Annotated in this window: 14 protein-coding genes; 10 read left to right on the top strand and 4 right to left on the bottom strand. The window is 66.6% G+C overall.

Annotated features, from left to right (window positions below; translation table 11 throughout):
- Window positions 1-2: 2 nt before the first annotated feature.
- From KF791_04515 to KF791_04505, 3 genes are all read right to left on the bottom strand, one after another.
- Window positions 3-3,287, bottom strand: a complete 3,285-nt coding sequence (locus KF791_04515; protein ID MBX3731840.1) for a PAS domain S-box protein — start codon at window positions 3,285-3,287, stop codon at window positions 3-5.
- A gap of 113 nt (window positions 3,288-3,400) precedes the next feature.
- The gene (locus KF791_04510) at window positions 3,401-3,784 is read right to left on the bottom strand and encodes a hypothetical protein (protein ID MBX3731839.1); all 384 of its coding nucleotides are present in this window, start codon (window positions 3,782-3,784) and stop codon (window positions 3,401-3,403) included.
- Entirely contained in the window at window positions 3,757-4,002 is a 246-nt protein-coding gene (locus tag KF791_04505; GenBank protein MBX3731838.1) for a hypothetical protein, read from the bottom strand. Before KF791_04505 ends, KF791_04510 begins: the two co-directional genes overlap by 28 nt.
- A gap of 538 nt (window positions 4,003-4,540) precedes the next feature.
- Here KF791_04505 and KF791_04500 point away from each other — a divergent pair.
- The 4 genes from KF791_04500 (at window position 4,541) to KF791_04485 (ending at window position 9,153) form a co-directional block, all read left to right on the top strand.
- Window positions 4,541-4,717: a hypothetical protein gene (locus KF791_04500; protein MBX3731837.1), complete on the top strand. Its 177-nt coding sequence runs from the start codon at window positions 4,541-4,543 to the stop codon at window positions 4,715-4,717.
- A 343-nt stretch (window positions 4,718-5,060) separates the two neighbouring features.
- A complete protein-coding gene (locus KF791_04495; protein ID MBX3731836.1) occupies window positions 5,061-5,612 on the top strand; it encodes a hypothetical protein in 552 nt (183 codons plus the stop codon).
- A gap of 157 nt (window positions 5,613-5,769) precedes the next feature.
- Window positions 5,770-6,567: a hypothetical protein gene (locus KF791_04490; GenBank protein ID MBX3731835.1), complete on the top strand. Its 798-nt coding sequence runs from the start codon at window positions 5,770-5,772 to the stop codon at window positions 6,565-6,567.
- Between the two features lie 129 nt (window positions 6,568-6,696).
- Window positions 6,697-9,153, top strand: a complete 2,457-nt coding sequence (locus tag KF791_04485) for an ankyrin repeat domain-containing protein (GenBank protein MBX3731834.1) — start codon at window positions 6,697-6,699, stop codon at window positions 9,151-9,153.
- Window positions 9,154-9,241: 88 nt separating this feature from the next.
- On the opposite strand, the gene KF791_04480 is transcribed toward KF791_04485, so the two are convergent.
- Complete coding sequence (locus KF791_04480; protein MBX3731833.1) at window positions 9,242-12,586, bottom strand: transketolase; 3,345 nt, start codon at window positions 12,584-12,586, stop codon at window positions 9,242-9,244.
- 1,189 nt (window positions 12,587-13,775) lie between these two features.
- Here KF791_04480 and KF791_04475 point away from each other — a divergent pair.
- The 6 genes from KF791_04475 (at window position 13,776) to KF791_04450 (ending at window position 24,677) form a co-directional block, all read left to right on the top strand.
- Entirely contained in the window at window positions 13,776-14,309 is a 534-nt protein-coding gene (locus KF791_04475; GenBank protein MBX3731832.1) for a sigma-70 family RNA polymerase sigma factor, read from the top strand.
- A complete protein-coding gene (locus KF791_04470) occupies window positions 14,306-15,757 on the top strand; it encodes a FecR domain-containing protein (protein MBX3731831.1) in 1,452 nt (483 codons plus the stop codon). Before KF791_04475 ends, KF791_04470 begins: the two co-directional genes overlap by 4 nt.
- 94 nt (window positions 15,758-15,851) lie before the next feature.
- The gene (locus KF791_04465) at window positions 15,852-18,974 is read left to right on the top strand and encodes a hypothetical protein (protein MBX3731830.1); all 3,123 of its coding nucleotides are present in this window, start codon (window positions 15,852-15,854) and stop codon (window positions 18,972-18,974) included.
- Window positions 18,975-19,005: 31 nt separating this feature from the next.
- Complete coding sequence (locus KF791_04460) at window positions 19,006-19,812, top strand: prepilin-type N-terminal cleavage/methylation domain-containing protein (protein ID MBX3731829.1); 807 nt, start codon at window positions 19,006-19,008, stop codon at window positions 19,810-19,812.
- A gap of 107 nt (window positions 19,813-19,919) precedes the next feature.
- On the top strand, window positions 19,920-23,183 hold the full coding sequence (locus tag KF791_04455) for a PSD1 domain-containing protein (protein ID MBX3731828.1): 3,264 nt from the start codon (window positions 19,920-19,922) through the stop codon (window positions 23,181-23,183).
- Between the two features lie 12 nt (window positions 23,184-23,195).
- The gene (locus tag KF791_04450) at window positions 23,196-24,677 is read left to right on the top strand and encodes a DUF1501 domain-containing protein (GenBank protein MBX3731827.1); all 1,482 of its coding nucleotides are present in this window, start codon (window positions 23,196-23,198) and stop codon (window positions 24,675-24,677) included.
- Window positions 24,678-24,720 lie beyond the last annotated feature (43 nt).

Below are 24,720 nucleotides of genomic sequence, written 5' to 3'. Positions count from 1 at the left end.
GCTCATCGGGACTTCTCCGCTTCCAGCGCCGCGACCAGTTCACGGGCGGACGCTTCAATCGCCTCCACGCCTGCCTGCCATTCGCCGCCCCTGCCTTGGGCAACCTCGGATTCCAAGTGGGCGCACAACGCCGCCAGGCGGCGCCCGCCGATGTTTCCGGCGATGCCCTTCAGGGTGTGCGCGGCGGCAAGCACCGCGGTAAAATCTCCCACGACCGCAGCCGACCGCAGGGCGTCCAGCCTCGGCCCGAGATCCGAGACAAACAAATCCACAAGCTCCGTCACCGGATCGGGCTGGCCGGGGGTCCGCAGCGGACGAAACCGGTCGAGCAGGGATGGATCGAGCACCGGCTCGGCGGGCTCGGGAACTTCGCCCGTCGCTGCCACTGGCGCCGGGGCACCATCGCGGGCACCTCGGGCCCGATGCAACGCCGCCCGCAGCAGTCCCTCATCCAGAGGCTTGGTGAGGAAATCGTCCATGCCGCAGGCCAGGCACCGCTCCCGGTCGCCGGCCATGGCATTGGCCGTGAGCGCCACGACATACAAAGGTCGGCCATTGCCCAACTCTCCGGCGCCTTCCAATCGTCTCAACTGGCGGGTCGTCTCATACCCATCGAGTTCCGGCATCTGGCAATCCATCAGCACCACGTCATAGTTCTCCCTGCGAACCGCCTCCAGGACCTGCCGACCATCGCCCGCCAGGTCCGTCACCTGCCCCAGCTTCTTCAACAGGCCGACGGCGACCTTCTGATTGACGAGATTGTCCTCCGCCAGCAGCACCCGAAGCGGCCGTTCCGCCCCGGCGCGCCCGGCCACCGCGGAGACGGTCCGCTCCTCGGATATCGCCAGCACATCCTCACCCCGAAGCAGCCGCCCGACCACCTCCCGGAGCCGGGCCTGCCGCACCGGTCGTGCCAGCGCTCCGGCACATCCAACAGCACGCAGCAATCCAGGATCGAGGCGCTGTCCGACGGGTGACATCAGAATCACCCTCAGGCCCTCAAGTCCGGGGCGCATGTGGGCGTCATGGACGAAGGTCAGGCCGTCCATGTCCGGCAGCTGAAGGTCGGCCAGCACGGCCACGTAGGGATCGCCGGCCGCGTGGGCCGACTCCAGGAGCAGCAGCGCCTCGTGGCCCGACGCCACCGCGTCGGCCCGGAAGCCGAAGCCCAACAAATCATATTGGAGCGACTCACGGGTGGCCGCATGCTCATCGGCCACCAGGAACCGGGGCGGGCCGCCGGTGGTCGCCGCCAGGGGGAGGCCCGCCGGAGGGGCCGCCGCCTCGACAATCCCCACCCGGACGCTGAAGCGGAAGCAGGATCCCCGGCCCTCCGCGCTTTCGAATCCGATGCGCCCCCCCATCCGCTCCACCAGTTGCTTGCTGATGGACAGGCCCAGTCCCGTGCCCCCGAATCGTCGGGTGGTGGACATGTCGGCCTGCTCGAAGGCCCCGAAGATCGTGCGCTTGGCGTGCTCGGGAATCCCGATGCCGGTATCGCGGATCGCCACCTCCAGCGTGACCTGGTCGCCCTCGCGGGACACCTCTTCGACGCGCACGGTCACCTCGCCCTGGAGGGTAAACTTGATCGCGTTGCCCAGGAGGTTGGTGAGGATCTGACGGAAGCGCGCCGAATCCCCCCGCACCTTGGCGGGCAGCCGGTGGTCCACCCACACCGCGAAGTCCAGTCCCTTGTGGTACGCACGCTCCGCGAGCAGCTCGGCAACATCCTCCACGGTCTCCCGCAAGGGAAAGTCTTCGGTCTGCAGCGAGATCTTTCCGGCCTCGATTTTCGAGAAGTCGAGCACATCATTGATGATCGTCAGCAGCGCCTCCGCGCTGTGCTGCACGGTCTCGGCATACTCGCGCTGTTCCGGCGTGAGGGGCGTCTCCAGGAGCGCCCGGGTCATGCCGATGATGCCGTTCATCGGCGTGCGAATCTCGTGGCTGGTGTTGGCCAGGAAGCGCGACTTGGCCTGCGCGCTCTGGAGGGCCGCGTCCCGCGCCGCTGCCAGCTCCGTGTTGGCCCGGCTCAGCTCCTCCTCGGCGCGCTTCCGGGCGGTGACATCCTCAACCGTCCCTTCGTAGCAGACCACGCGGCCCAGGGCGTCCCGCACCGCGCGGGCGTTCTCGGAAATCCAGATGATGCTGCCGTCCCGCCGGAAGATCTGGCTCTCGAAGCCGTCCAGCCGGTCCGAGCGCTGCAGGGCCTCCACAAACTGCTGCCGCCGGCCCGCCTGCAGGTAGAGTTCCCGGCCGATGTTGCGCCGGGACCGGATGAGCTCCTGCGGGGAATCAAAGCCATAGATCCGGGCGAGGGCCTGATTGGCACGGATGTACTGCCCATCGGGCGTCGTCTGGAAGATTCCCTCACCCGCGTTCTCCACGATGCTCCGGTAGTTGCTCTCGGCCTCGGCGAGCTTCTCCGCGGTGCGTTTCTCCCGGGTGACATCCCAGAAGATGCCCTGCAGTCCGACCGGCTGGCCCGCCGCGTCGAGGATGGGCGTCTTGATGACATGCACCCAGTGGGTCTCGCCGTCGGGCGTCACATGCGCCTCGGTGGTCTCGAAGGGCTCCCCGCTCGCCAGCACCCGCCGGTCATCCGCCTGGTATTGGGCGGCCAGTTCCTTGGGAAACAGGTCAAAATCCGTGCGTCCGATGATCTCCTCCACCGGTTTTTTCAATGTCGCGGCAAACCGCTTGTTGACGAAGGTGAAGCGGCCGTTGAGGTCCTTGCGCAGGATGTTCTGGGGCAGGCTCTCCACCAGCGCCTGATAGAAGGCCTCGGTCCGCCGCAGGGCCGCCTCCATGCGCCGCTGGGATTCCTCGGCGGAGGCCACCGAGGAGGCATGCTCCCGGTACTCCAATTGCAGCCGCACCTGGCGCGCAATGGTCTGCATGGCCGCCCGCTGGCTGGTCGTCAGCCGCCGTGGGGACCGGTCGAGCAGCACCAAGGCCCCAAGACCATCATTGACCGTGGATTCCAGGGGCAGCAGGGCCACCCATCGAAATCCGGTTCCCGTCAGCTCCGTTGGCTCGCGCACCTCCTGCCACTGACCGCTGTCCAGAAGCCGACGGCAAAGTCCGAGCAGCGCACCCTCATGCTCCTGCGAGAGACCATATTGCCCCTCGATCCGCAGTCCATCCTCCCCGGAAAGCACCACCAGGGAACCGGTCGCCAGCACCACCTGGGCCGCCAGATTGGCCAGGTCGTTCATCGGCCCGCCGGAAGGGCCCTCAAGTGCTCCGGCCGCGCCATCCATCAGCCGACTCTTTGCGGCGGGCATTCGGGTGTCAATCCACCCGGACCTCGATTTCCGAGGAGGGGTTCAGGACAAAAACCACGAAGTGGAGTGAAAAGTTCATGGATTGTTGATTGGGGGGATCGCCAGCGGTCCGGTCACCGGGATCCGGCACGGGCGCGGGCCCGCCGGCATCGGAGGAAATCGGCGATGAGCCGGACATGAAGAAGGTCCTTGCTGCGTCCAATGGCGCGCTTGCTTTGGACAATACGGCGGAGGTCCAACACATCCACCGACGCCCCCCGGAGCGTCATGGAATGGGTGTGCCGCCGTTCCGAAGCGAAGGGCCCAAGTCCGGTCACCCGATAAACGAAATTCACCGGTGTGCCGTCCGGGAGATAGACCACGGTGTTCGCTGCGATCGTGGCGCCCGCCTGCACCGCGATGTTCTGCACCCGCAGGTACTGGCGGGGCGGCAGATTGATCCAGAGGTCAATGTCCACCGTCGAGCCCATCACCCCTTGGGCGATCGCGGCCGACATGCCGATGAGGACGCATTCGACGCCTTCCCGTTGAAGGGCTTCCAGAAGCCGTTGGAACGTATCTGCTTCTCCCAGAGCGCCCACCGTTCCTCCGGAGTGGCCGCCAATCCGAGCGCGTGAAGGGACTTTTCCCCCTCGTCGAGGCCGCGCAGCGCGCGCAGGACGCGGGCGGCGCGAAGCGGCAGGGGATCGTTCGGACTTGAGCGGCTTCTTGCCATCGGGTACGGCCCAATCCTAGGAGGACCTCCCCGGCATGCAACGCCGCCGATCAACTCCGCCACTCCCAATCCACCGCAAATCCAGCGGGCGGGGCCGGAGTCCCACCGGTTCCGCCCCCCGCCCGCAATCCTTCTCAAATCGCAAATAGCGTGACAGGTGCATCACCGGCCAAAATTAGTGTTGACTACCTTGAACATTAGTGAAACAACGTCCCCATGGTTCGGACCCCGAAGACAACCCTCTCTCGAACAGTGCTGGGTACGCTCCTGCTCTGGGCGACGCACCTTGGATCGTACGTGTGGGGACAAAACCGCCCGATGACGCACTACTGGGTCAAGGCAACCGGTACCAACGGGGGGGGGGGAATGAATGTGACGCAAAGGTCTTCAGCCTGTCCGATCTCAACTGCAAATTGAGGCCCACGACGCAGTGCGGTGCCACTCCGGCGGAGGTAAGCGATCCACCCGACATTACATTCCCATTCCCGATGCGCCGATTGGGGCGGGAGAACCTCCGGTAACCCCAATCGCCACGGAAGTGACGGATCAGGGACTCCACCTCTCCTGGTCGCCCGGCGTGGCCACCTGGACCCTGGAGTCCACCGCAGAGCTGTCCGAAAACCCGGTCTCGGCACCCGTTCTCGCGGCGACCGGCTACGAGGCGCTGCTGGAAATCCCCGGGACCAGCCGGCATTTTCGCCTGAGAAAGCCTTGAAGTGAGGACTCGCGCCCATCGTCGCCGAACCGTCCGGGAAGGCCCCGTAACCGGGGCTTGGCGGCCACCGGCCATATCGGGTCCGAGGGTCGCATCGCCCGGAAACGCCGGACGTCGAGGATGGAGTGTCGGGATGATCCTGCTGTCTGCAATGCTACCCCTCCTGAAAGGATACTCCTTCGACTACGCCCCACCAATTTTGGAGTCCAGTCAGGAGGCCTCATTAGATTTTGGTGGTGAAGAACGAGTGTTTCACTATAGCATTATATCTCAACTGATTGACCCATTCGGCCAACCATATTATCGGATATCTTTGGTGTTTGCAAGCGAGGGGAGTGGGCGAGTGCTTCGATCGGAACCAAGTCGGATACAGTTCTCGGACGAGGAGGAAGCGTCTGCGTCCAGTCAGGAATATCGCCCCGCGGGCGGTGCCAGCCTCCTCGGGCTCGGCGGCTATGATGCCATCGACGCTCCAGATGGTTGGTTCTACAGCGACAGATTTCAGGGAACTGGGCTGGATTGGTGGCGCCGGTTCACGGAGGTCCTGATTGGCCTGCGATTCCGACTGGACGACGGCGTCCATCATGGCTGGATACGGTTTTCGCGGGCCGACACCCACTTCACCACGGTGTTTCAGCCGCGGGAGTACGACTGGAATCCCATTCCCGATGCGCCCATCGGCGCAGGACAACCTCCGGTGATTCCCATCGCCACAGAAGTGACGGATCAGGGGCTCCACCTCTCCTGGTCCCCCAGCGTGGCCACCTGGACCCTGGAGTCCACTGCAGAGTTGTCCGAAAACCCGGTCTGGGTACCCGTCCCCGAGGCGACCGGCTACGAGGCGCTGCTGGAAATCCCCGAGACCAGCCGGTATTTTCGCCTGAGAAAGCCTTGAGGTGAAGATTCGAGCCCATCGCCGCGGCAGCCAGGCCGGGGAATTCCATCACCGGGATCGGGAGCATGACAGCTTGTATTGCTCCGAGGGTGGCAAAGCGTTCAAGGGTGAAATTCCGCCGCACAGGGCGTTTACCCTCATCGAACTCCTGGTCGTCATGGCGGTGATTGCCATCCTGGCCGGGTTGCTCCTGCCCGCCTTGGGGCGCGCGAAGGAGCGCGCCCAAAGCGCTGGCTGCCTCAATCACCTGCGACAGTTGCAGATCGGGTTTCACCTGTATGCAGACGACAACGCCGACCAGCTCAGCCCGTCTGAGATTCATGCCGCTTTCCTGGACTTGCCGCGCTGGGTGGCGGGAACCATGTCCGCAACCAACCCCCGCGACCTGACGGAGTTGACCAACCGCCAGATCCTGATCGCGCCCGGGCCGGGGCACATCGGCCCCTATGTGCCTTCTGCGGATGTCTTTCACTGCCCCGGTGACCGCAGCCGGACCAACCTGCTCCTTCCACGGGGTCCGCCCCGGGTGCGCAGCTACTCCATGAACAACTACGTGGTCGGAGCCGACGGGGTGGGATTCGTCGTTGGAGGAGGGTTCCACTACTCGCCCACGGCCTTCCTCAAATGGTCGGACTTCAATCGGACGTCACCGGGTCACACCTGGATTTTCATTGATGAACACGAACTGACCATTAACACCGGCGCCTTTGGCACCCAATGGATGATGGGGCCAGGTTGGAAGTGGTCCGGACACTGGCCAGCCCGGCGTCACGGGGGCCGCGGTGCCTTGAGCTTTGCCGACGGACATGGCGAACTGCCCCGATGGCGTGAACCGACCACCGGACCGCCGGTCAAGACCTGGGAGCAGGCCTTCGAAAGTGGATTCGAAACGGGCAACCGCGACTATGCCTGGCTCTGGGAGCGCACCAATGGCCCGTGGCCGTTCCCGGAGTGACCTGCGGGTCCGTGTCTGGAAGTTGACCCTTCCTGCGCCCTCGGCTTCCATCGGGCGAACCTCGTCCGTGATCACCCAAGGTCGAAGCGATCGTGGCCTGTCCTCCCCGACCCTCATCCTCCTGCGTCCATGAACTCACTCATCGCAATCGCACTGATCGGCTGGCTCGCCGGTGGCTCGCTTCTGGCGGCGGGACCGGGGCCGGACGGAACTGTCCTTTTTCAAGCCATCCGGGAGGGTGATTCCAGGGCCGTCCGGAAATTGCTAAAGGCCGGGGCGGATCTTCAATCGCGCGACGAAGCCGGCGACACGCCGCTCATGGCCGCCGCCCTGCATGCGGACACCGGCCTCCTGGAACGGCTCCTCCGGGCGGGCGCCAAGGTGAACGCGACGAACCAGGCCGGGGCCACGGCCTTGATGCGCGCCGCGACGTTCCGGGACAAGGCGCGCCTGCTCCTCGGGGCCGGAGCCGACCCGGGCGCGCGTTCCGCCATGGGCAACACCGTGCTCATCCTTGCCGCGCGCCAACCCGGCAACGCCGCCACCGTGAAGCGGTTGCTCGACCGGGGCGCGGACGTGAACGCGACGAATGCGTTCGGCGCCACCGCGCTCATGGCCGCCGTCGCGGCGGAGGACCTGACCATGGCGCGCCTGCTGCTCGACCACGGTGCGGAGGTCAACGCCGTGCCGGCCATGAATGAGGATGGCTTCCTCTGGGGCGGCGGCCGCACGGCGCTCGGCTGGGCTGCGTTCCGCGGCCACGAACCGCTCGTCAAACTCCTCCTCCGACACGGCGCGCGGACAGACGTCCCGGCCATGGCGGGCACTCCCCTGACGCAAGCCGGCTGGGCGGGACACGCGGGGGTCGCGCGGCTCCTGCTGGATGCCGGCGCCCCGGTGGACCAGCGCGACCTGTTGGCCAACTACACGGCACTGCACTGGGCGGCTTCGTCGGAGCATGCCTCGCCCGCGTTGGTCGGGTTGTTGCTGGCCCGGGGCGCGGATCCGAATGCCGAAGGCGGACAGCCCGTGGACAACTACCTCGGCGTGGCCCAGACGCCGCTGATGCTGGCGCGCAGGCGGGGCGACACTCCCATTGTGCACGCATTGCTCACGGCGGGCGCCCGGGACGCCGCCACACCGGCGGGCCGCAGCAAATCCGCCGGGACGACCGCCGCCGCGCCACGCTCCGCTTCCGCTGCCATTGAACGCGCCTTGCCGGCCCTGGCCAGAACGGCGGAGGAATCCGTGTCCAACTTCCGGCGTCACGCGAGCCACCAGGAGTGCATCTCCTGCCATCAACAACAGCTCCCCCTGGCGGCGATCAGTCTCGCGGCCTCGCGTCAGTTCACCACCGATCCGGGCGTGCAGCGGCGCCAACTCGACCTGCTGACGCAGTTCATCTCGTCCACGCCCATCACGCTGGCCCACCCGCAGTTCACGGCCTTGGAAATGAACCTGCAATCCACGTTTCATCCGGAGCCGGCGATCTCCGACGGCTATGCCTCCCTGGATTTCCAACTGGCCCGTCAGCCCGCCACCGTCGTCACCGACGCCCTCGTTCATCAACTGGCCACCATCGAGGCTCCGGACGGCCGGTGGCACTGCAATCTTCCGCGCCCACCCATCCAGGCGAGTGACATCACGGCCACGGCGCAGGCGCTCCATGCCCTCCAGTCCTACCCAATCCCGGCCCGACGGAAGGAACTGAAGCAACGTGTCAACCGCGCACGGGCCTGGCTGGCGAATGCCCCCGCGGAAACCAATGAGGAACGGGTCCACCAGTTGCTCGGCCTCGCCTGGGCCGGCGAGAAACCCGGCACCCTGGGCATGCTGGCGGAGGGCCTGATCCGGCAACAACGCGCCGACGGCGGCTGGGGCCAGTTGGCCGGCCTGGAGAGTGACGCCTACGGCACCGGTCAGGCGCTGTACGCCTTGATGGAGGGAGCCGGGATCGCGGCGAGCCATCCCGCGGTGCAGCGCGGCACAGAATTCCTGCTGCGCACGCAACGCGCAGACGGTACCTGGCATGTCCGCACCCGGGCGCATCCGTTTCAACCCCCGATGGACAGCGGTTTCCCCCACGGGCGGGACGGCTGGATCTCCGCCGCCGGGACCAGTTGGGCGGTGATGGCGCTGGCGACCACCCTCGATCCGGCGCACAGGCCCCAGGCGACCCCGGCGATCGCGAACGTGGCGGCAGCGGCGTCGGAAATGGCGGCCGCTTCGACGGACAACTCCGGGTCGCCCGTTGAGTTCATCCTCGAAATCCAGCCCGTGCTCGAACGTTCCTGTCTGGACTGTCACAGCGGCGAACGACCGAAGGGCGGTTTCGCCATGAGCGATCGGGCGTCGCTGCTCAAAGGCGGCAATCGCGGTGAACCGGTCGTTGTTCCCGGCGACCCCGACGCCGGCCAACTGATCCACCTGGTGCAGGACCAGGTCGAGGATTTGGAAATGCCGCCCGTGGCCAAGCGCGGGAGTTTTCCCGCGCTGACACCGGAGGAGGCGGCGCGTCTTCGCGCGTGGATCGTTCAGGGCGTCGCCTGGCCGGACGGCGTGACTCTCAAGGCATCCGGGAAGTGACGCCATCGCGGCCCACCGCGGGCCTCCACTGTCCCGAGTGTGCGGATGACATCGGAAGCGCGGACGGTACCCGCCGGGCGCCGTCCGCTCAGACAAACTCCATCACCGCAGCCCCGAACGTGAACCCGCCACCAAAGGCGCAGAGTCCCGCACGCCCCCGGGGCGCCGGCGTCTCACCCAGCAGTTCCGCCAGCACGATGGGAATGGTGCTGCTGCTCGTGTTGCCACTGTGCCGGACCCGGTTGACCAGCCGCCCCTTGGGCATCTTGAGGCGCTGGTCCACCGCCTCCAGGATCCGCCCGTTGGCCTGATGCGGGATGATGTAGTCCAGGGATTCCACCTCCACGGCACTGCGTGCACAGGCCTGCTTCAGCAAGGCGATCAATTGCCGGACCGCCATCGGGAACACCTTCAGGCCGTCCATGTTGACGTTCGGGTCTCCCCGCCGCCCGTGGTGCAGGATGGTGCCGTCCTCACCCCGGGCACTGAGCACCGGACGGTGCAGCAGCGCGCGCGCCCGCAAAAAGCCGGGCGACCCCGGCCCGTGAACCACCGTGGCCGTCGCGGCATCGGCAAACACCACGGCCGTGTCAAAGTCATCCGGATTCGTGAAGGTGCTCATCGCCTCCGCGGTGACCACCAGCACCGTGGCCCCGGGCTCCGAGCGACAGAAGTCGAAGGCCGACTGCAGCGCATACAGATAGCCGGTGCATGCCGCCAGGATGTCGCTGGCCGCCAGGTCGCGCGAGGGCCCGTCCTGGGACAATTCGTGATGCAGCAGGCAGGCCAGGCTCGGGCTGATCGAAATCGGGGAGCTGGTGCTCACGAAAATCGCATCCAGGTCCGCCAGGGTCATCCCGACCTCCTTCAAAGCCGCCCTTGAGGCTCTTGCCGCCAGCGTAAGCGCCGACTCCCCCGGCGCCAGGAGGTGACGGGACTCTATGCCCGTTCGCTGAAGCACATCGTGAGCGGACCGGCCGGCAAACCGCCGCACCAGCTCCTCGTTGGTGACCACCCTTCCGCCAGGGGCCGCAACAATCGAGGACAGCGCCACCACCGGGTGGTCGGAACGTGCCGCGACACGCGGACGCCTCTGCTCCTTCACCTCGTGCGCGCCGCCCGGGGCGTCATCTTCCCGCCGCCGCAATCGCGCCCGCGGTTCCGGGGGAATCCGCCGGGGCGCCATCGTCCGGGAAAGCGCGGTGCGAATGCGCGCCAGCGGCGCCCCAACAGGCACCTTCTCATCAACGGCGATGAGGTCGCCAATCACACCGTCCACAGGGGCGCGCAGTTCGAAGGTTGCCTTGTCCGCCTCGCAATCCGCGATCAGGTCGCCGGCGGCAATGGTCTGCCCCGGGCGCACCTTCCATTCCACCACCGACACCGTCTGATCCGCGGGACTCGACCCCACGGCCTCCAGCACAAATTCCCCGGCAACCGGCACCGCCTCCGCCTCCCAGTCCACGACGACCCCGGTCATGGCCGCCGCCGCCTCCAGGATGCGGCGGTGTCCGGGGAGCACCTCCAGCTGGTTGGCGTAGTTGCAAGGGACGTAGGTGTCGGGGCGCGTCACGCGCCGGGACTGGACCGGTCCCGCCACCCGCTCGGCCACCGTGGCCAGCACCTCGGCGCCAAACCCGCAGGTGAGGTTGTCTTCGTGCACGACAAGCAGGCGTCCGGTGCGCCGGACGCTGTCGCAAACCATGTCGGCGTCCCACGGACTGAGCGACCGAAGGTCGAGCAGGTCGGTGCCCACTCCGGCCTCGTCGAGCGCCGCGGCGACCCGGGCGCACAGCGGGACGGTGGCACCCCAGGTCACCAGGGTGAGGTCCTTTCCGGACCGCACCCGCCGGGCCTTTCCCGGCAACACCAGTTGTCGGGCGACATCAGCACTGGTGGCCAGGGCCGGATCATTCAGGCAGACCTTGGGATAGAGGAGCACGGTGGGACGCCCGCCGCGCAACGCGGCATTGAGCAGTCCGGCGGCATCGGCCGCCGTGCAGGGCATCACCACATCCACCCCGGGGACATGCGCCAGCACACTCTCGAAGGTCTGGGCGTGGAAGGGCCCGAGGCCCGGACGATACCCGCCGCACGGCATCATCAACACCACCGGCGCCCGCCAGCCACCCAGGGTGCGCCAGTACAACGATCCCAGCTCTGCGGCGATCTGGTTGAACGCCAGCGGTACGAAGTCGGCGAACTGGATGAAGCCCACGGGGCGTCCACCGGCCAGGGCACGCCCGATGCTCACGCCCGCGATGGTGCTCTCGGAGAGCGGGGCATTCACCACGCGCCCGGGAAAGGCGCGCGACAATCCCCGGGTGAGCCCGAAGACATCCCCCTTGGGATCCTCAATGTCCTGACCGTACAGGCTGATCCGCGGATCCGCTTCGAGATGCACCCGCAGCACTTCGCGCAGCGCCTCCAGCAGGGTCAGCCGCGGGGCACCCACCGGGTCGTCCGTGCCCCGATATTCCACAGCGGACACCAGATCCGACGGCAACGGCGGCCGGGCATCCAGGTTGGGGGCCGGATTGGGCGCCACGAGCGCCCGGTCCGCTGCCGCCCGGACCTCGCGAACCACCCCGGCCTCCAATTCATCGAGGGCGGCCGGGGTCATCCCGGAGTCCACCAGGGCATTCCGGAGCGCAGCGATCGGGTCCGCCTCCCGGCGCACCCGCTGGATTTCCTCCTCACCGCGGTACACCCGCTCGTCGTCGGCGTTCGTGTGATGCGTCAACCGCTCCACCTGAAGGACCACCAAAGCGGGCTCCCCGGCGCGCACGCCGGGAACGATCCCCTCCAGTTGAACGTCGCACTGCACCGGATCCCGGCCATCCAGCCGGTGCACACGCATGCCGTAAAACGAATCCGCCGGGCCGCCGGGAAGGTCGTAGCAGGTACGTCCGGCGGTCTGGGTGGAGATCGCGAGTTGGTTGTCCTCAATCCAGAAGAGCACCGGCAGCCGCGACCTCACCGCCTCGGCGACGGCTTCGAGGAACTCCCCCTGCTGGCTGGTGCCGTCGCCCACGGCGCACACCACCAGCGGCAGGCTGCCGTTGTTGGGGTGACGTTGATGCCGGGAAACCAGCTCCTGGGCGACCCCCACCGCCTGGAGGGCATTGTTGCCGACGGGACCCACGAGGCTGAGGATATTCAGGTGCGGGGCGCTGAGGTGGGCGCTCATCTGGCGACCCGCGGAATGGGAGGGTCCGGTGCAGAGCAGGCTGTGGAAGAACTCCTCGGGAGGAAGCCCCCGGGCCAGCATGAGCGCCTTGTCGCGATAGTGAAGATGCAGCCAGTCGTCCGCGGTCAGAAACCGGTGGAGCACCGCGCCGGCCTCGTGCCCGGCGCCGCCGACGTGAAAGAACGCCTCGCCGCGATGGACGAGCTCCATCTCCACCTGATCCACCGCCCGGGCCGCCACCATGGCGCGATACGCGTCGAGCAATCGGGGCACGACCGCGCCCCCCGCCGATGGCGCGGGTGCCGGATCGTTGCGTGGGGGGGCGACGGACCGATTTCGCGACACCAGACCGGAATCCACGGGTCGGATGCTGCCGGATCCATGCCGTTCGCGGAAGCGGAAACCTCTCGATGTGGCGGGCGCGGGCCCTTCTCAGAATCTCGGTGGAGCCTCTCGACGTGCGGGTCACCTGGTGCCCGACCCGTGGGGACTGACCCGTGGGGACTGCACACGTGGACGGCTCGCGAGGACTCTCGACCCACAACACACGGGGGCGGGAGGCGCCCCACCATTGACCTGTCCCTTTGTCGCCCCCCCGCGCGGGACCATTGACCTGTCCCTCTGTTGTTTTGCGGAACTATGCCGAGGTTCCGGGGGGGCGATCGGTGAGTTGGTGGGGTGAGGCTCCCCATGAACCGTACGTGTCGCCGCAAGCCGGGCCTTTGGGGACCCCACACGCGGACGGCTCCGCGGAGCGTCGCCCCACCGGGTTGGGGAACTGATGGGCGGTCTGATGGGCTGCGGGTCCAACCTGATGGGGTGAGGCCGTTACCCGGTGGGGTGAGGCTCCCCATGAACCGTACGTGTCGCCGCAAGCCGGGCCTTTGGGGACCCCACACGCGGACGGCTCCGCGGAGCGTCCCCACCGGGTTGGGGAACTGATGGGCGGTCTGATGGGCTGCGGGTCTAACCTGATGGGGTGAGGCCGTTACCCGGTAGGGTGAGGCTCCCGCCGAACCGTACGTGTCGCCGCAAGCCGGGCCTTTGGCGACCCCACACGCGGCTCCGCGGAGCGTCGTACCGGGGGGTGACCCGGTGGGGTGAGGCTCCCGCCGAACCGTGCGGGCAACCTGGGGCCTGACCCGTGGGGACTGCATACGCGGACGGCTCGCGAGGACTCCCATATTGGTGAGGCGCTTCTCAATCGGGAGTCCCTGGACCGGGAGACTTTTCCGCCTCATCCAAGAAATGGAAATGCGCCCGGCGGGAGCCCCTTCGACCCGCCACCTTCGACCCTCCCCGCCATGGCCTCCCATCCGCAGCCTTCGCTCTCCCGCCCCACCCGGCCTGCAACCGGCCCGCCGAAATCTGGTTCCTTCCCGGTTTCTGCGTTAAAGACGGCCGGTCGGCGGAGAATGGTCATTGAGCAGTCGTGTCCCCAGCCGAAAGTCAGCGTCATCACCAGTTCCTGCGCAGCTTTACCGCGCATGAGGCCGCCATTCGCGCCTACGTGCGGCGACTGGTGCCAACCCGCGCCGATGCCGAGGACGTGATGCAGGAGACTTCGGTGGTGCTCTGGGAGAAGTTCGACACCTTTCGTGAGGACGGTGATTTCCGGTCGTGGGCATTTGGAGTGGCACGATTTGAGGTGCTGGCGTGGCTGCGTGACAAAGGGCGCGACCGGATGGTTCTGGACGAGGAGGTGATCACGAAGCTGGCGGACGCGGCAGACGACGATGAACCGCGTCTTGCGCGCCAGCGGGAGGCGCTGGAGGCCTGCATGGAAAAAGTGGGCACCGATCAACGGGAGCTGCTCCTGCAGGCCTACGGCGAGGATTCGCAGATCCGGGAGGTGGCGCGGCACAGCGGGCGCACGATCCCGGGATTTTACCAATGGCTGCACCGGATGCGGAAGCTGCTGCTCGATTGCATCCGCCGCTCCATGGCCGGGGAGACCCCATCATGAACGAGAACGCGACGCGACTCATCCAGCGCTACATTGACGGTTCGATCTCGGCTGCCGATCTGGCGCAGCTCAATGCCCGCCTGTCCGCAGACACCGGGTTGCGCCGCGAGTTTGCCGATCTCCTCAATCTGGATTCGGCCCTCGCCGCGGCTGCGGCGGGCCGGCCCCGACGACCGGCCGCCCGCCCCAGGGTGCTCGCGTTTCCAATCGCCGTGCGATGGCTCGCGGCCGCCTGCGTGGCGCTGCTCGCGTCCGGATGCTGGTGGTGGCAGGCGCAGCGCGTGTTTGCGACGGTGGTGAAGGATGCCGGCGTCGAGGAGCTCCCGATCGGCGCGGCGCTTCGCGGCGAAACCCGCGCGCTCAAGGCCGGCAGCGTCGAACTGCTCACAACACGCGGGGCGCGTGTGGTGATCGAGGCTCCGGCGGAGTTCCGATTCGAGTCGGCGCAGCGCCTGCGCATGGTCCGGGGGCGCCTCTCGGCGGAGGTGCCGCCTGCGGCGAAGGGTTTCACCGTCATCACCCCGTCGGGCGATGCCGTGGATCTCGGCACCCGGTTCGGTGTGGATGTCCCGGCGGCGGGTGCGGCGGAGATTCACGTGTTTGAGGGCGAGGTGATCGCGAAGGCCACCGGCGAAAGGACGGGGCAAAGCCTTCGCGGCGGCGATGCGGTGGCCATGAACCGGGGAGCCAGCTCCACGCGCGGCTTCCGGTCCGCTGCCTTCATCCAGACTGACGAATTACCGGAGCTTTCCGCCGCCCTCGCCGCCGGCCAGCGCGCCCGCTCGGATGCGGCACTGGCGGCGCTGACCCAGGATCCCGCGCTGATCGCACTGCTCGATTTCGAGTCCGACGCACCGGAGCCGGGCACGTTCCGAAGGGTCCAGGGCCGCTGGCCGGGATCCCGTGCGCCGGAATTCGTCAATGTTGGCGATCACCTCAAGCTCGACGCCGGTGGGGACCGGGTGTGGCCGCAGCTCACGCTCGCCGCGTGGGTGCGTCTCGATCGCCTGGGCGCCCCATTTCAATCGCTGCTCCACACCGACGGCTGGAACACGAGCAACCCCGGGCAGGTCCACTGGATGGTGACGCACGATGCGACGATGCGGCTCGCGCTTTTCGACAACACGCTCGCGCCCGGCTCGAATGAATTCAGCGGCTTCCCGAATTCGCGCACGCCGGTGCTGCCCGAGCAGGGCCGCTGGGTTCACCTGGCGACCGTTTACGATTCCGCACAGCGGAGCACGCGCTTTTATCTCAATGGCCGCCCCGACAGCGAAAGCAGGCACATGACCGCGCATCCCGCACGCCTCGGCCCCGCGCAAATCGGCAACTGGGACAGCCAGGATCGCAAGCTCAGCGGGCGCATTGACGAGCTGCTGATTCTCGGACGCGCGATGAGCGACGCGGAGGTGATGGCCCTTTTCTCGGCAGGGAACCCGTATCAGTAATTGCGGACCCGCCGTCCATTCCGCGCCTCTTTCCCGGCGAAGCATGAAACCAAACTCCCGGATGCCAAAGACTTCACCAAACGGACATCTCAAAATGAAACGATCCCATCATCCTCACACGGCAATGGCATGGCTCCTCGGCTCGATGGTGGCATCGAGCTCCGGAGGGCTGCAAATCCGTGCCGCGTATCCCGACGAGGTTCTGGCCGACGCGCCGCTGGTCTATTATCGCTTTGAGGAAACGGGCGGACGTCCCGCCCAAAACCTCGGCACGCTCGGCGCGTACGCGGACGGGCTGTACAGTGATGCGGGGGTTCGCTGGGACGATCCTTCGGCTGCATCCCCGCTTGGCCGCTCGGTCTGGCTTGACGGCGAAAACGGCTTCGTCGCCGTTCCCGACCTGAATCAACAGGCCCTGGGACAGTTCACGGTGGAACTATGGCTGCTTCGGACCTCCGACAGACCGGGGCTGACCGCTCTCTTTGCCAATGATGGCTGGGCCGAAGGATTCCTGCACCTGAACCTGATCAGCACGGACAACGACCCCCTGCTCGAGTTCGCGGTCAATGGCAACGCTCCCCAGATCCGCTTCTTCCCCGAGTGGCCGCTGAACGAATGGAGCCACCTGGTGGTCACCTACGACACGGAGCGGAATCCCGCCCAGGCGAAGTTCTACCTGAACGGCATCCTGCACTCCGAGGTCACCCTCGCGACCGCGGCCCCGATCCGGATCACCGGCGGACGGCTGGGGATGTGGGAAACGGGCCGGCAGTTGGAGGGGAATCTCGATGAGGTCGCGTTTTACCCGAAGATCCTGGGCCCGGAACGCATCGGGGCCCATTTCAGCGAGGCCCGCACCGAACTCAATCTTGCCCGGCCTCCGGAGAATGTGTCGGTGCTCGCGGGCCAGACGGCAACCTGGACCGTGATCGCCACCGGACGAAACCGCAGCTACCAATGGTTCCGAAACGGCGAGGCGATCCGGGACGCCACCGATCCCGAATACAGCCTGCCCAACGCGCAGGCGGCGGACCATGGCGCCCGCTTCAGCGTTCGCATCAGCAACGGCACGGATCACATCCTGAGCGACGAAGTCGTCCTGACGGTGATTTCGGCCGCCGAGATCGTCCGTCCACCGGCCGATGCCCGGGTCGTGGAACGTCTGACGGCGACGTTCCAGGTTGAAGCGATCGGGCCCGACCTCAAGTACGAGTGGTTCAAGAATGGTGGACTGATCCCCGGGGCGACCGGGGCCGTTTACACCACCCCACCAGCCACCCTCGCCGATGAAGGCGCCCTCTTTACCGTCCGCGTCAGCAACGACGCGGGAAGCGCCCTCTCCGAAGCGGCGCGTCTCCGTGTCACCCCACTGCCCGCGGACGCCTACGGCCGCTCGGTCCTCCAGGATCAACCGCTCGTTTACTACCGGTTTGAGGAACCGGACGGAACGGTGGCCCGGAACTTCGGCAGCCTCGGCTCCGCCGCAGACGGCGTTTATCCGGATGCCGGCATCGCTCTCGGTCAACCGTCCGCGTTCAGCGAACTCGGAACCTCGGTCATGCTGGACGGCATGAGCGGTTCCATCAGTGTTCCCGGTTTCCACCCGACGCCGACGCCGCAGTTCACCCTCGAACTCTGGCTGAACCGCACCTATGATTGGCCCGGACTGACGGCGTTGCTCGCAAACACCGGTTGGGAAAGCGGCTTCCTTCACCTCAACCTGGTCTCGTCGGATTCAGGGACGCAGGTCGAGTTCGCCATCAATGGGAATCCCGCGCCGTTCCCCCGGCATTCACCCGGATGGAAGCTGGACGAGTGGAATTACCTGGCGATCACCTACAACGCGGAAACTCAGCCAGGCCGGCTCCGGGTCTTCCTCAACGGAGCCCTCCGCTTCGAACAAGCCATCGCTGGCGCTGTTCCCATGCGCTTCACCGGTGGACAGATCGGCATGTGGTCCGATTCGCGCCAGTTGGAAGGCCTTGTGGACGAGTTCGCCTTCTACGACATCGCCCTCGACCCGGCGGCCATCCAGGCCCGCTACGGCACGGTGCAAGCCGGGGTGGAAATCGTCGCCGATCCGGCCGACATTGCCGTTCTCGAAGGCCGTACCGCCCGGTTTCAGGTGGTCGCCACCGGCCCGAACCTCCACTACCAATGGCTGCGCAACGGAGGGGAAATTCCGGGAGCGAGCGGTCCGGAGTACGCCTTCACCGCGCAGGCAGACAACCAGGGGGACCGGTTTGCCGTCCGTGTGGGCACCGGAGCCAACGCGGTCACCAGCGCGGAAGCGGTGCTGAGCGTGGTCACCGTTCCCCCCACCGATTACGCCACGACCGTGCTTGGGGCCAGTCCCCTGGTCTATTATCGCTTCGAGGAGACGAGTTCCGCCTCCGCGGCGAAAAACATGGGAACGCTCGGGCCTGCGGCCGATGGCTGGTTTTCCGCGCCGGGCCTGATTCTCGGCGGCGGTTCCGCCAGCCCGGATCTGGGCAATGCTGCCGAATTCAACGAGGGCCATGTGGAAATGCCGGACCTTGGCCTTGAACCGCTCTCGGAGGTCAGCATCGAGTTCTGGTTGAACCCGCTGGCCAGCCCACCCCCCAACGGGTTCTTTGCCCTCTGGGCCAATCATGGATGGGAGCCGAACCTGCTCCATTTCAACATCTGGGGCGGACCCGCGCCCGGCGGTGAACTGATGGAGTTCGCAGTGAACGGCAATCCAGCGCCGACGCCCCGGTGGGCGCCGGGCCAGGCCGCGACCTGGAGCCACTGGGTGGCCACCTATGACAGCGGGATCGAAACGGGGGCCCTGCGCGTGTATTGGAACGGCGACCTCGTCCTGGAAAGCCCCGACGTGGCCGCCCCGATCCTGTTTACCGGGGGGCGCCTGGGCATGTGGGGTGACGCCAGGCCGTTCCGCGGCTTGATGGACGAGTTCGCCATCTACCCGGCGGTGTTGAGCCATGAGCAGGTGCTTCGAAACTTCGCCGCCGCCCGCGTGCCCGAGGCTCCCGGGGACGTGGAACTGAAGTTCTCCCGGGTGTCCGCCAGCCAGCTGGAACTCTCCTGGACGGGCCCGGGCTTCGTCCTTCAGTCCACCACCGCCTTGTCCCAGCCCGATTCCTGGGCGGCGATTCCTGAAGGAGGAGCCAGTCCGGTGACAGTGGACCTTCAGGAGGAACCGCGATACTTCCGGCTCCACCGAAACGAGTGAGGCGCAGATCCACACTGATATGAATCCGGCCATGATTGATCCCAGCCGCCATCGCGTCACGTTCTCCAGGACCGCCCGGTTGCACGTTCGCGGTTTCACCCTGATCGAACTGTTGGTCGTCATCGCCATCATTGCGATCCTCGCCAGCCTGCTGCTCCCGGCGTTGTCCAAGGCCCAACGGGAGGCGCAGGGGGCCAAATGTCTGGGCAACCTCAAGACCCTCGCGACCGCGTGGGTCTTGTACTCCAACGACAATAACGACCGGATGGTCGGGGCCTCCACCTACAGCCTGGATCCGCTCGTGCGCGCCGACTGGGTGTACATCCCGCCCGAGGACCGCCAATGGGCCACTCCGGAGGAACATCGCGTCAGCCGTGAAGCGCGCATCAAGCATATCACCGACGGATTCCTCTGGCCCTACGTTGGCGCCGTCGGGTCCTACAAGTGCCCGGGGGACAAGAAGGTCCATCTCCGCAGTTATAGCATCGCCAACACGATGAATGGCGAGCCCGGCTGGGACAACGCGGCGTATCTCGTTCAAAAAACCAGCCAGATCATGCAACCGACGGAGAAATTCGTGTTCCTCGACAACGACGACCCGCGCACCTACCGGCTTGGCCCCTGGGTCTGCTACATCGAGGTCGAATCCTTCGTTGATCCCCTCAGCCTGTGGCACAACGACCGCGGAAACCTCGGCTTCGCCGACGGCCATGCCGCGGCCCGTCGCTGGCGTGATCCGCGGACCATCCAGATTGCCCGGGAGGGCCAGTTCTTTCAGCGAAGCCGCGGAAATCAGGATTTGGCCTGGATCCAGCGCGCATACCGCCCCGGGCCTTGAGGGATCGAGGGAAGCGATTCGCCTCCTGATCCCCGTTCGGACCGGTTTCCGGCACGCCGTGCGGCTTACGCGCCGCACCCATCCGACTCGTCATGCAACGACTCCAACTGAATTCCGTCCTCATCATCGCCTCGGTCGCCACCCTCGCGCCCGTTGCGGCCGCCGAACCCGGCGCCGATTTCGTCGCCGACATCCAGCCGATCTTCGCGAGGCACTGCATCCCGTGTCACGGACCGGACGAACAGAAAAGCTCCTTTCGCCTGGATGTCCGCGAGGTCGCCTTCAAGGGGGGCGATACGTATGGAGTCGCCATCGTCCCGGGCGACAGCGCGGGAAGCCCCCTCCTGCGGTACGTCAGTGGCCGCCATGAGGAATTGACCATGCCGCCGAAGGGCCCGCTGCTTTCTCCGCGCGAAGCCGGCCTGCTCCGCGCGTGGATTGATCTCGGGGCTCCCTGGCCGGACAGCGCCACCGCCACCGTGGTCCATCCCGGGGACCATCACTGGGCGTTTCAGCCGCTCGAACGGCCCGGGGTCCCGGACGCCCTGGCGGACGCCTCCGGGAACGTCACACCGATTGATGCGTTCATCGGACGGGACCTGCAGCGGAACGGTCTGGCCTTCTCGCCCGAGGCGGATCGCCGCACGTTGATCCGGCGCCTTCACTTCAATCTCCATGGACTCCCCCCCTGCCCGGAGGAGGTGGATGCCTTTGAGTGCGATCCGGATCCCCTGGCCTATGAAAAGCTCGTGGATGCGTTGCTCGCCTCTCCGCGGTACGGAGAGCGATGGGCCCGCCATTGGCTCGACATCGTCGCGTTTGGTGAGACCCACGGTTTCGAGGTCAATACCCCCCGGGACAACGCCTGGCCTTACCGCGATTATGTCATCCGCGCTCTCAACGAGGACAAGCCCTATCCCGAATTCATCCGGGATCAACTCGCCGGAGACCTCACGGGGGCGGATGCCGCGACCGGGTTCATGGTCGCCAAGGCAGCCCTGCTCCCGGGACAAGTCGGCCGGGATGAGGAATCCATCCGCCTCGCCCGGCAGGACGAACTCAACGACATGGTGCTGGGCGCCGGGTCCGCATTCCTGGCGCTCACCGTCAGTTGCGCACGCTGCCACGACCATAAGTTTGATCCCATCTCCCAGGCGGATTACTACGCCATGCAGGGGATTTTCTCCGGCGTGCGCCATGGAGAACGTCCCTGGCGCACCACGGAGGACGAGGCAACGACCCGGAAATCCGCAAGCCTCAGCCTCGAGTTGGCCCGCGTCGAACGGCAGCTCTCGCCGTTTGAACCGCCGGCCAGGCCGGAGGCCGGAGCCGCCGTGGAAACCCATCCCGCGCTCAACGAGGAATGCTTCGCTCCGGTGGATGCCGACTTCGTGCGCTTCACCATTTACCACGCGAATCTTCATCCGACGCTCGGCTTGATCGAGCCGTGCCTCGACGAGCTCGAGGTTTTCACCGGCGGCGCGGAACCGCGCAACGTGGCGCTCGCCTCCGCGGGCGCCCGCGCCACCGCCAGCGGCAGCACCACGTCGGCGCGGCACAAACTCGAGCACCTCCATGACGGCCAGTACGGCAACGACCGGAGTTGGATGTCCAGCGAGGCGGGCCGCGGGTGGGTGCAGATCGAATTCGCCGCCCGCGAAACCATCAGCCGGATTGTCTGGTCCCGCGACCGCCAGGGGCACTTTTCCGATCGTCTGCCCACCCACTACGTCATCGAGTCCGGACTTCGGAACGGCTCCGAAATCGAATGGAAACCGATCGCGGGAACCGGGCCCATCCGCCCTCCGGTCCATCCCCGCCTGACGGTGGAGCGATTCGAGCCGACCGACGCCAAACGGCTCCGGTTGACCGTCTTCGAAACCACAGGCCTCGCACCCTGCGTTGATGAACTGGAGGTGTTCACCGCCGGAGAACCTCCAAGAAACGTCGCCCTCGCCGCCACCGGCGCCCGCGCCACCGCCTCCGGCCCCCCCCCCGATTCCGCCCTTCACAAGCTCGAGCACATCCATGACGGAGAATACGGTAACAGTCACAGCTGGCGTTCCGGCGAAGACGGCCAGGGATGGGTGGAAATCGAATTCCCGGAAGCCGTCCGGATTGACCGGGTCCTCTGGTCCCGGGATCGGGAGGGGAAATTCACCGATCGTCTGCCGGTGCGATATGAAATCGCCGTGGCTGGCGAGGCGGGACACTGGCGGGTGGTCGCCTCTTCCGTAGACCGCCAACCCTATGTGCCCGGGGCTGAGATCCACCCGATTTACGAGACCCACATTGCTGATGAGCAACGCCGGGAGCGCCTGGAAGGGTTGCTGGCCGAACGGAGGCGGATCGCCACCGAATTGGGGAGGCTTCAAATCGCGCCGATGATCTATGCCGGGCGTTTCGAGGCCGAGCCGCAGACCGTCTGGCGGTTGCACCGCGGCGACCCGATGCAGCGGCGCGAGGAAATCGCACCCGCGGCCCTGTCCCGAATCGGTCCTCCGTTCCACCTCGCCCCGGATGCCAGCGAACCGCAACGCCGTCTGGCGCTGGCCGCCTGGCTTGCGGATCCGAAAAACCCCCTGCCCGCCCGGGTGCTGGTCAACCGGCTGTGGCATCACCATTTCGGCGAGGGAATCGTCAGCACACCGAGCGATTTCGGGATCAATGGCGCCCGTCCGACGCATCCGGGTTTGCTCGACTGGCTGGCGACCGAATTCATCGCGCAGGGCTGGAGCCTCAAGAAAATGCACCGGCTGATCTGCCTCTCCCGCACCTTCCGCCAAAGCAGCCGCCCGGATCCCGTGGCGCTGGCGGTGGATGCGGAGACCCGCCTGCTCTGGCGCTTTCCCCCGAGGCGCCTCGAAGCGGAGGTCATTCGAGACGCCATGCTCGCCGCCGCCGGCACGCTCGATCTGGGAATGGGCGGCCCCGGCTTCAGTGCCTTCAAGCCGAACGACAACTACGTTCGCGTCTACGAGCCGAAGGAGGTGTTCGGTCCGGCGGAATGGCGGCGCATGGTGTACATGACCAAGGTCCGCATGGAACAGGACGGCACGTTCGGCGCCCTCGATTGCCCGGATGCGGGGCAGGAACAACCGAGACGGCCGCGGTCCACCACGCCCATCCAGGCGTTGAACCTCTTCAACAGCACCTTCGTCGGTCAGCAGGCGGCGCTGATGGCGGAACGCCTCGAGCGGCAGGCGGGTGCCAGGCCCCCGGCACAGGTCCGCCTCGGATTTCAACTCGCGTTCGCCCGGACACCCGACGCGGAGGAGGAAACCCTCGGCGTCGAATTCATCAACGAACACGGCACGGCCCAGTTCTGCCGCGTGCTGCTCAATGCGAATGAATTCGTTCACCTCCCCTGAGAACCCCATCCCATGGCACCCCTGCTTTCAATCGGTGGACGGCAGTTGCTGAATCGCCGGCGCTTCCTGGAAAGCGCCAGCTCCGGCATCGCCGGCATCGCCCTGGCGCAGCTGCTTGCCACCAACCGCCTCCTCGGCGCAGAAGGCGCTGCGTGGCGCCCGGCCATCCGGCCGGACCGCCCGCTTGCACCGCGTCCCCCCCATTTTGCCCCGAAGGCCAGACGCGTGCTTGTCATGTTCATGTCCGGCGCGGTCAGCCACATGGATTCGTGGGATTACAAGCCGGAACTCTACCGCTCCCACGGAAAGCCGATGCCCGGGCAGGCGGAGAATTTTCTCACCTTCCAGGGGGAGAACGGCAACCTCGCCCGGCCCCTCTACGATTTCGCCCCGCGCGGGGAATGCGGCAAGATGGTCTCCAGCCTCTTCCCGCACCTCGCCGAACTTGTGGATGACATGTGCTTCATTCATTCACTGACCGCGAAGAGCAACACCCACGGGCCCGCGGAAAACCAGATCAGCACCGGGTTCACCCTGGATGGCTTCCCCAGCATGGGCTCCTGGATCAGCTACGGCCTTGGATCCGAAGCGGAGGACCTTCCGGCCTTTGTTGCGCTGCCCGATCCACGTGGTGTCCCCCAGGCCGGGGTCAACAATTGGAACAACGCCTTCCTCCCCGCGGTCTTTCAGGGCACCGCGTTCAACGCCCAGAGACGGGTGCTCAACATCACCCCGCCGGCCGGCGTGCCGCCGAAGTCCGACCAGGCCGCCCGCGACCTCCTGCGCCGGCTCAACGAAAAGCATCTGGAGGCCTTCCCCGGCGACTTCGAACTCGCGGCCCGCATCGCCAGTTACGAACTCGCCGCGCGCATGCAGCTCTCGGTCCCCGAAGTCAGCAATCTTTCGAAGGAATCACCCGCCGCGCTCAAGGATTACGGCGCGGATGATCCCGACCCGATCCGCGCCGGATTCGCCCGGAATTGCCTCCTCGCCCGCCGGCTGCTCGAGCGCGGGGTCCGCTTCGTCGAATTGTTCAACGGCGCCTACGCCATGGGTGAGGGCGTCGGCAACTGGGATGGCCACCGCAAACTCAAGGAGCAATATGACATCCACGCCCGCATCTTCGACCGGCCGGCCGCGGCGCTGATGCGCGATTTGAAACAACGGGGGCTTCTCGAGGACACCCTGGTCGTCTGGGTCACCGAGTTCGGCCGGATGCCGACCTTCCAGAAGGATGCCACCGGCCGCGATCACAATCCAAATGGCTTTACCGCCTGGCTCAGCGGCGCGGGCGTCAAGGCCCCTTTCAGCTTCGGCGCCACCGACGAACTCGGATTCAAGGCGGTGGAGAACGTCTGCACCCTTTACGACTTCCACGCCACGCTCCTCCACCTCCTCGGGCTCGATCACGAACGCCTCAGCTACTACCACAACGGCATCGAGCGCCGTCTCACCGATGTCCACGGCCATGTGATCAAGGAAATCCTCTCCTGATCCCGGGGCTCGGATATCTCACCGCCTTTCCACCTCACCCCCC

The organism is Verrucomicrobiia bacterium (assembly GCA_019634635.1).
Taxonomy (GTDB): Bacteria; Verrucomicrobiota; Verrucomicrobiia; order Limisphaerales; family UBA9464; genus UBA9464.
Note: the sequence above shows the minus strand (reverse complement) of the source record. Positions and strands in the feature narration are given on the sequence as shown.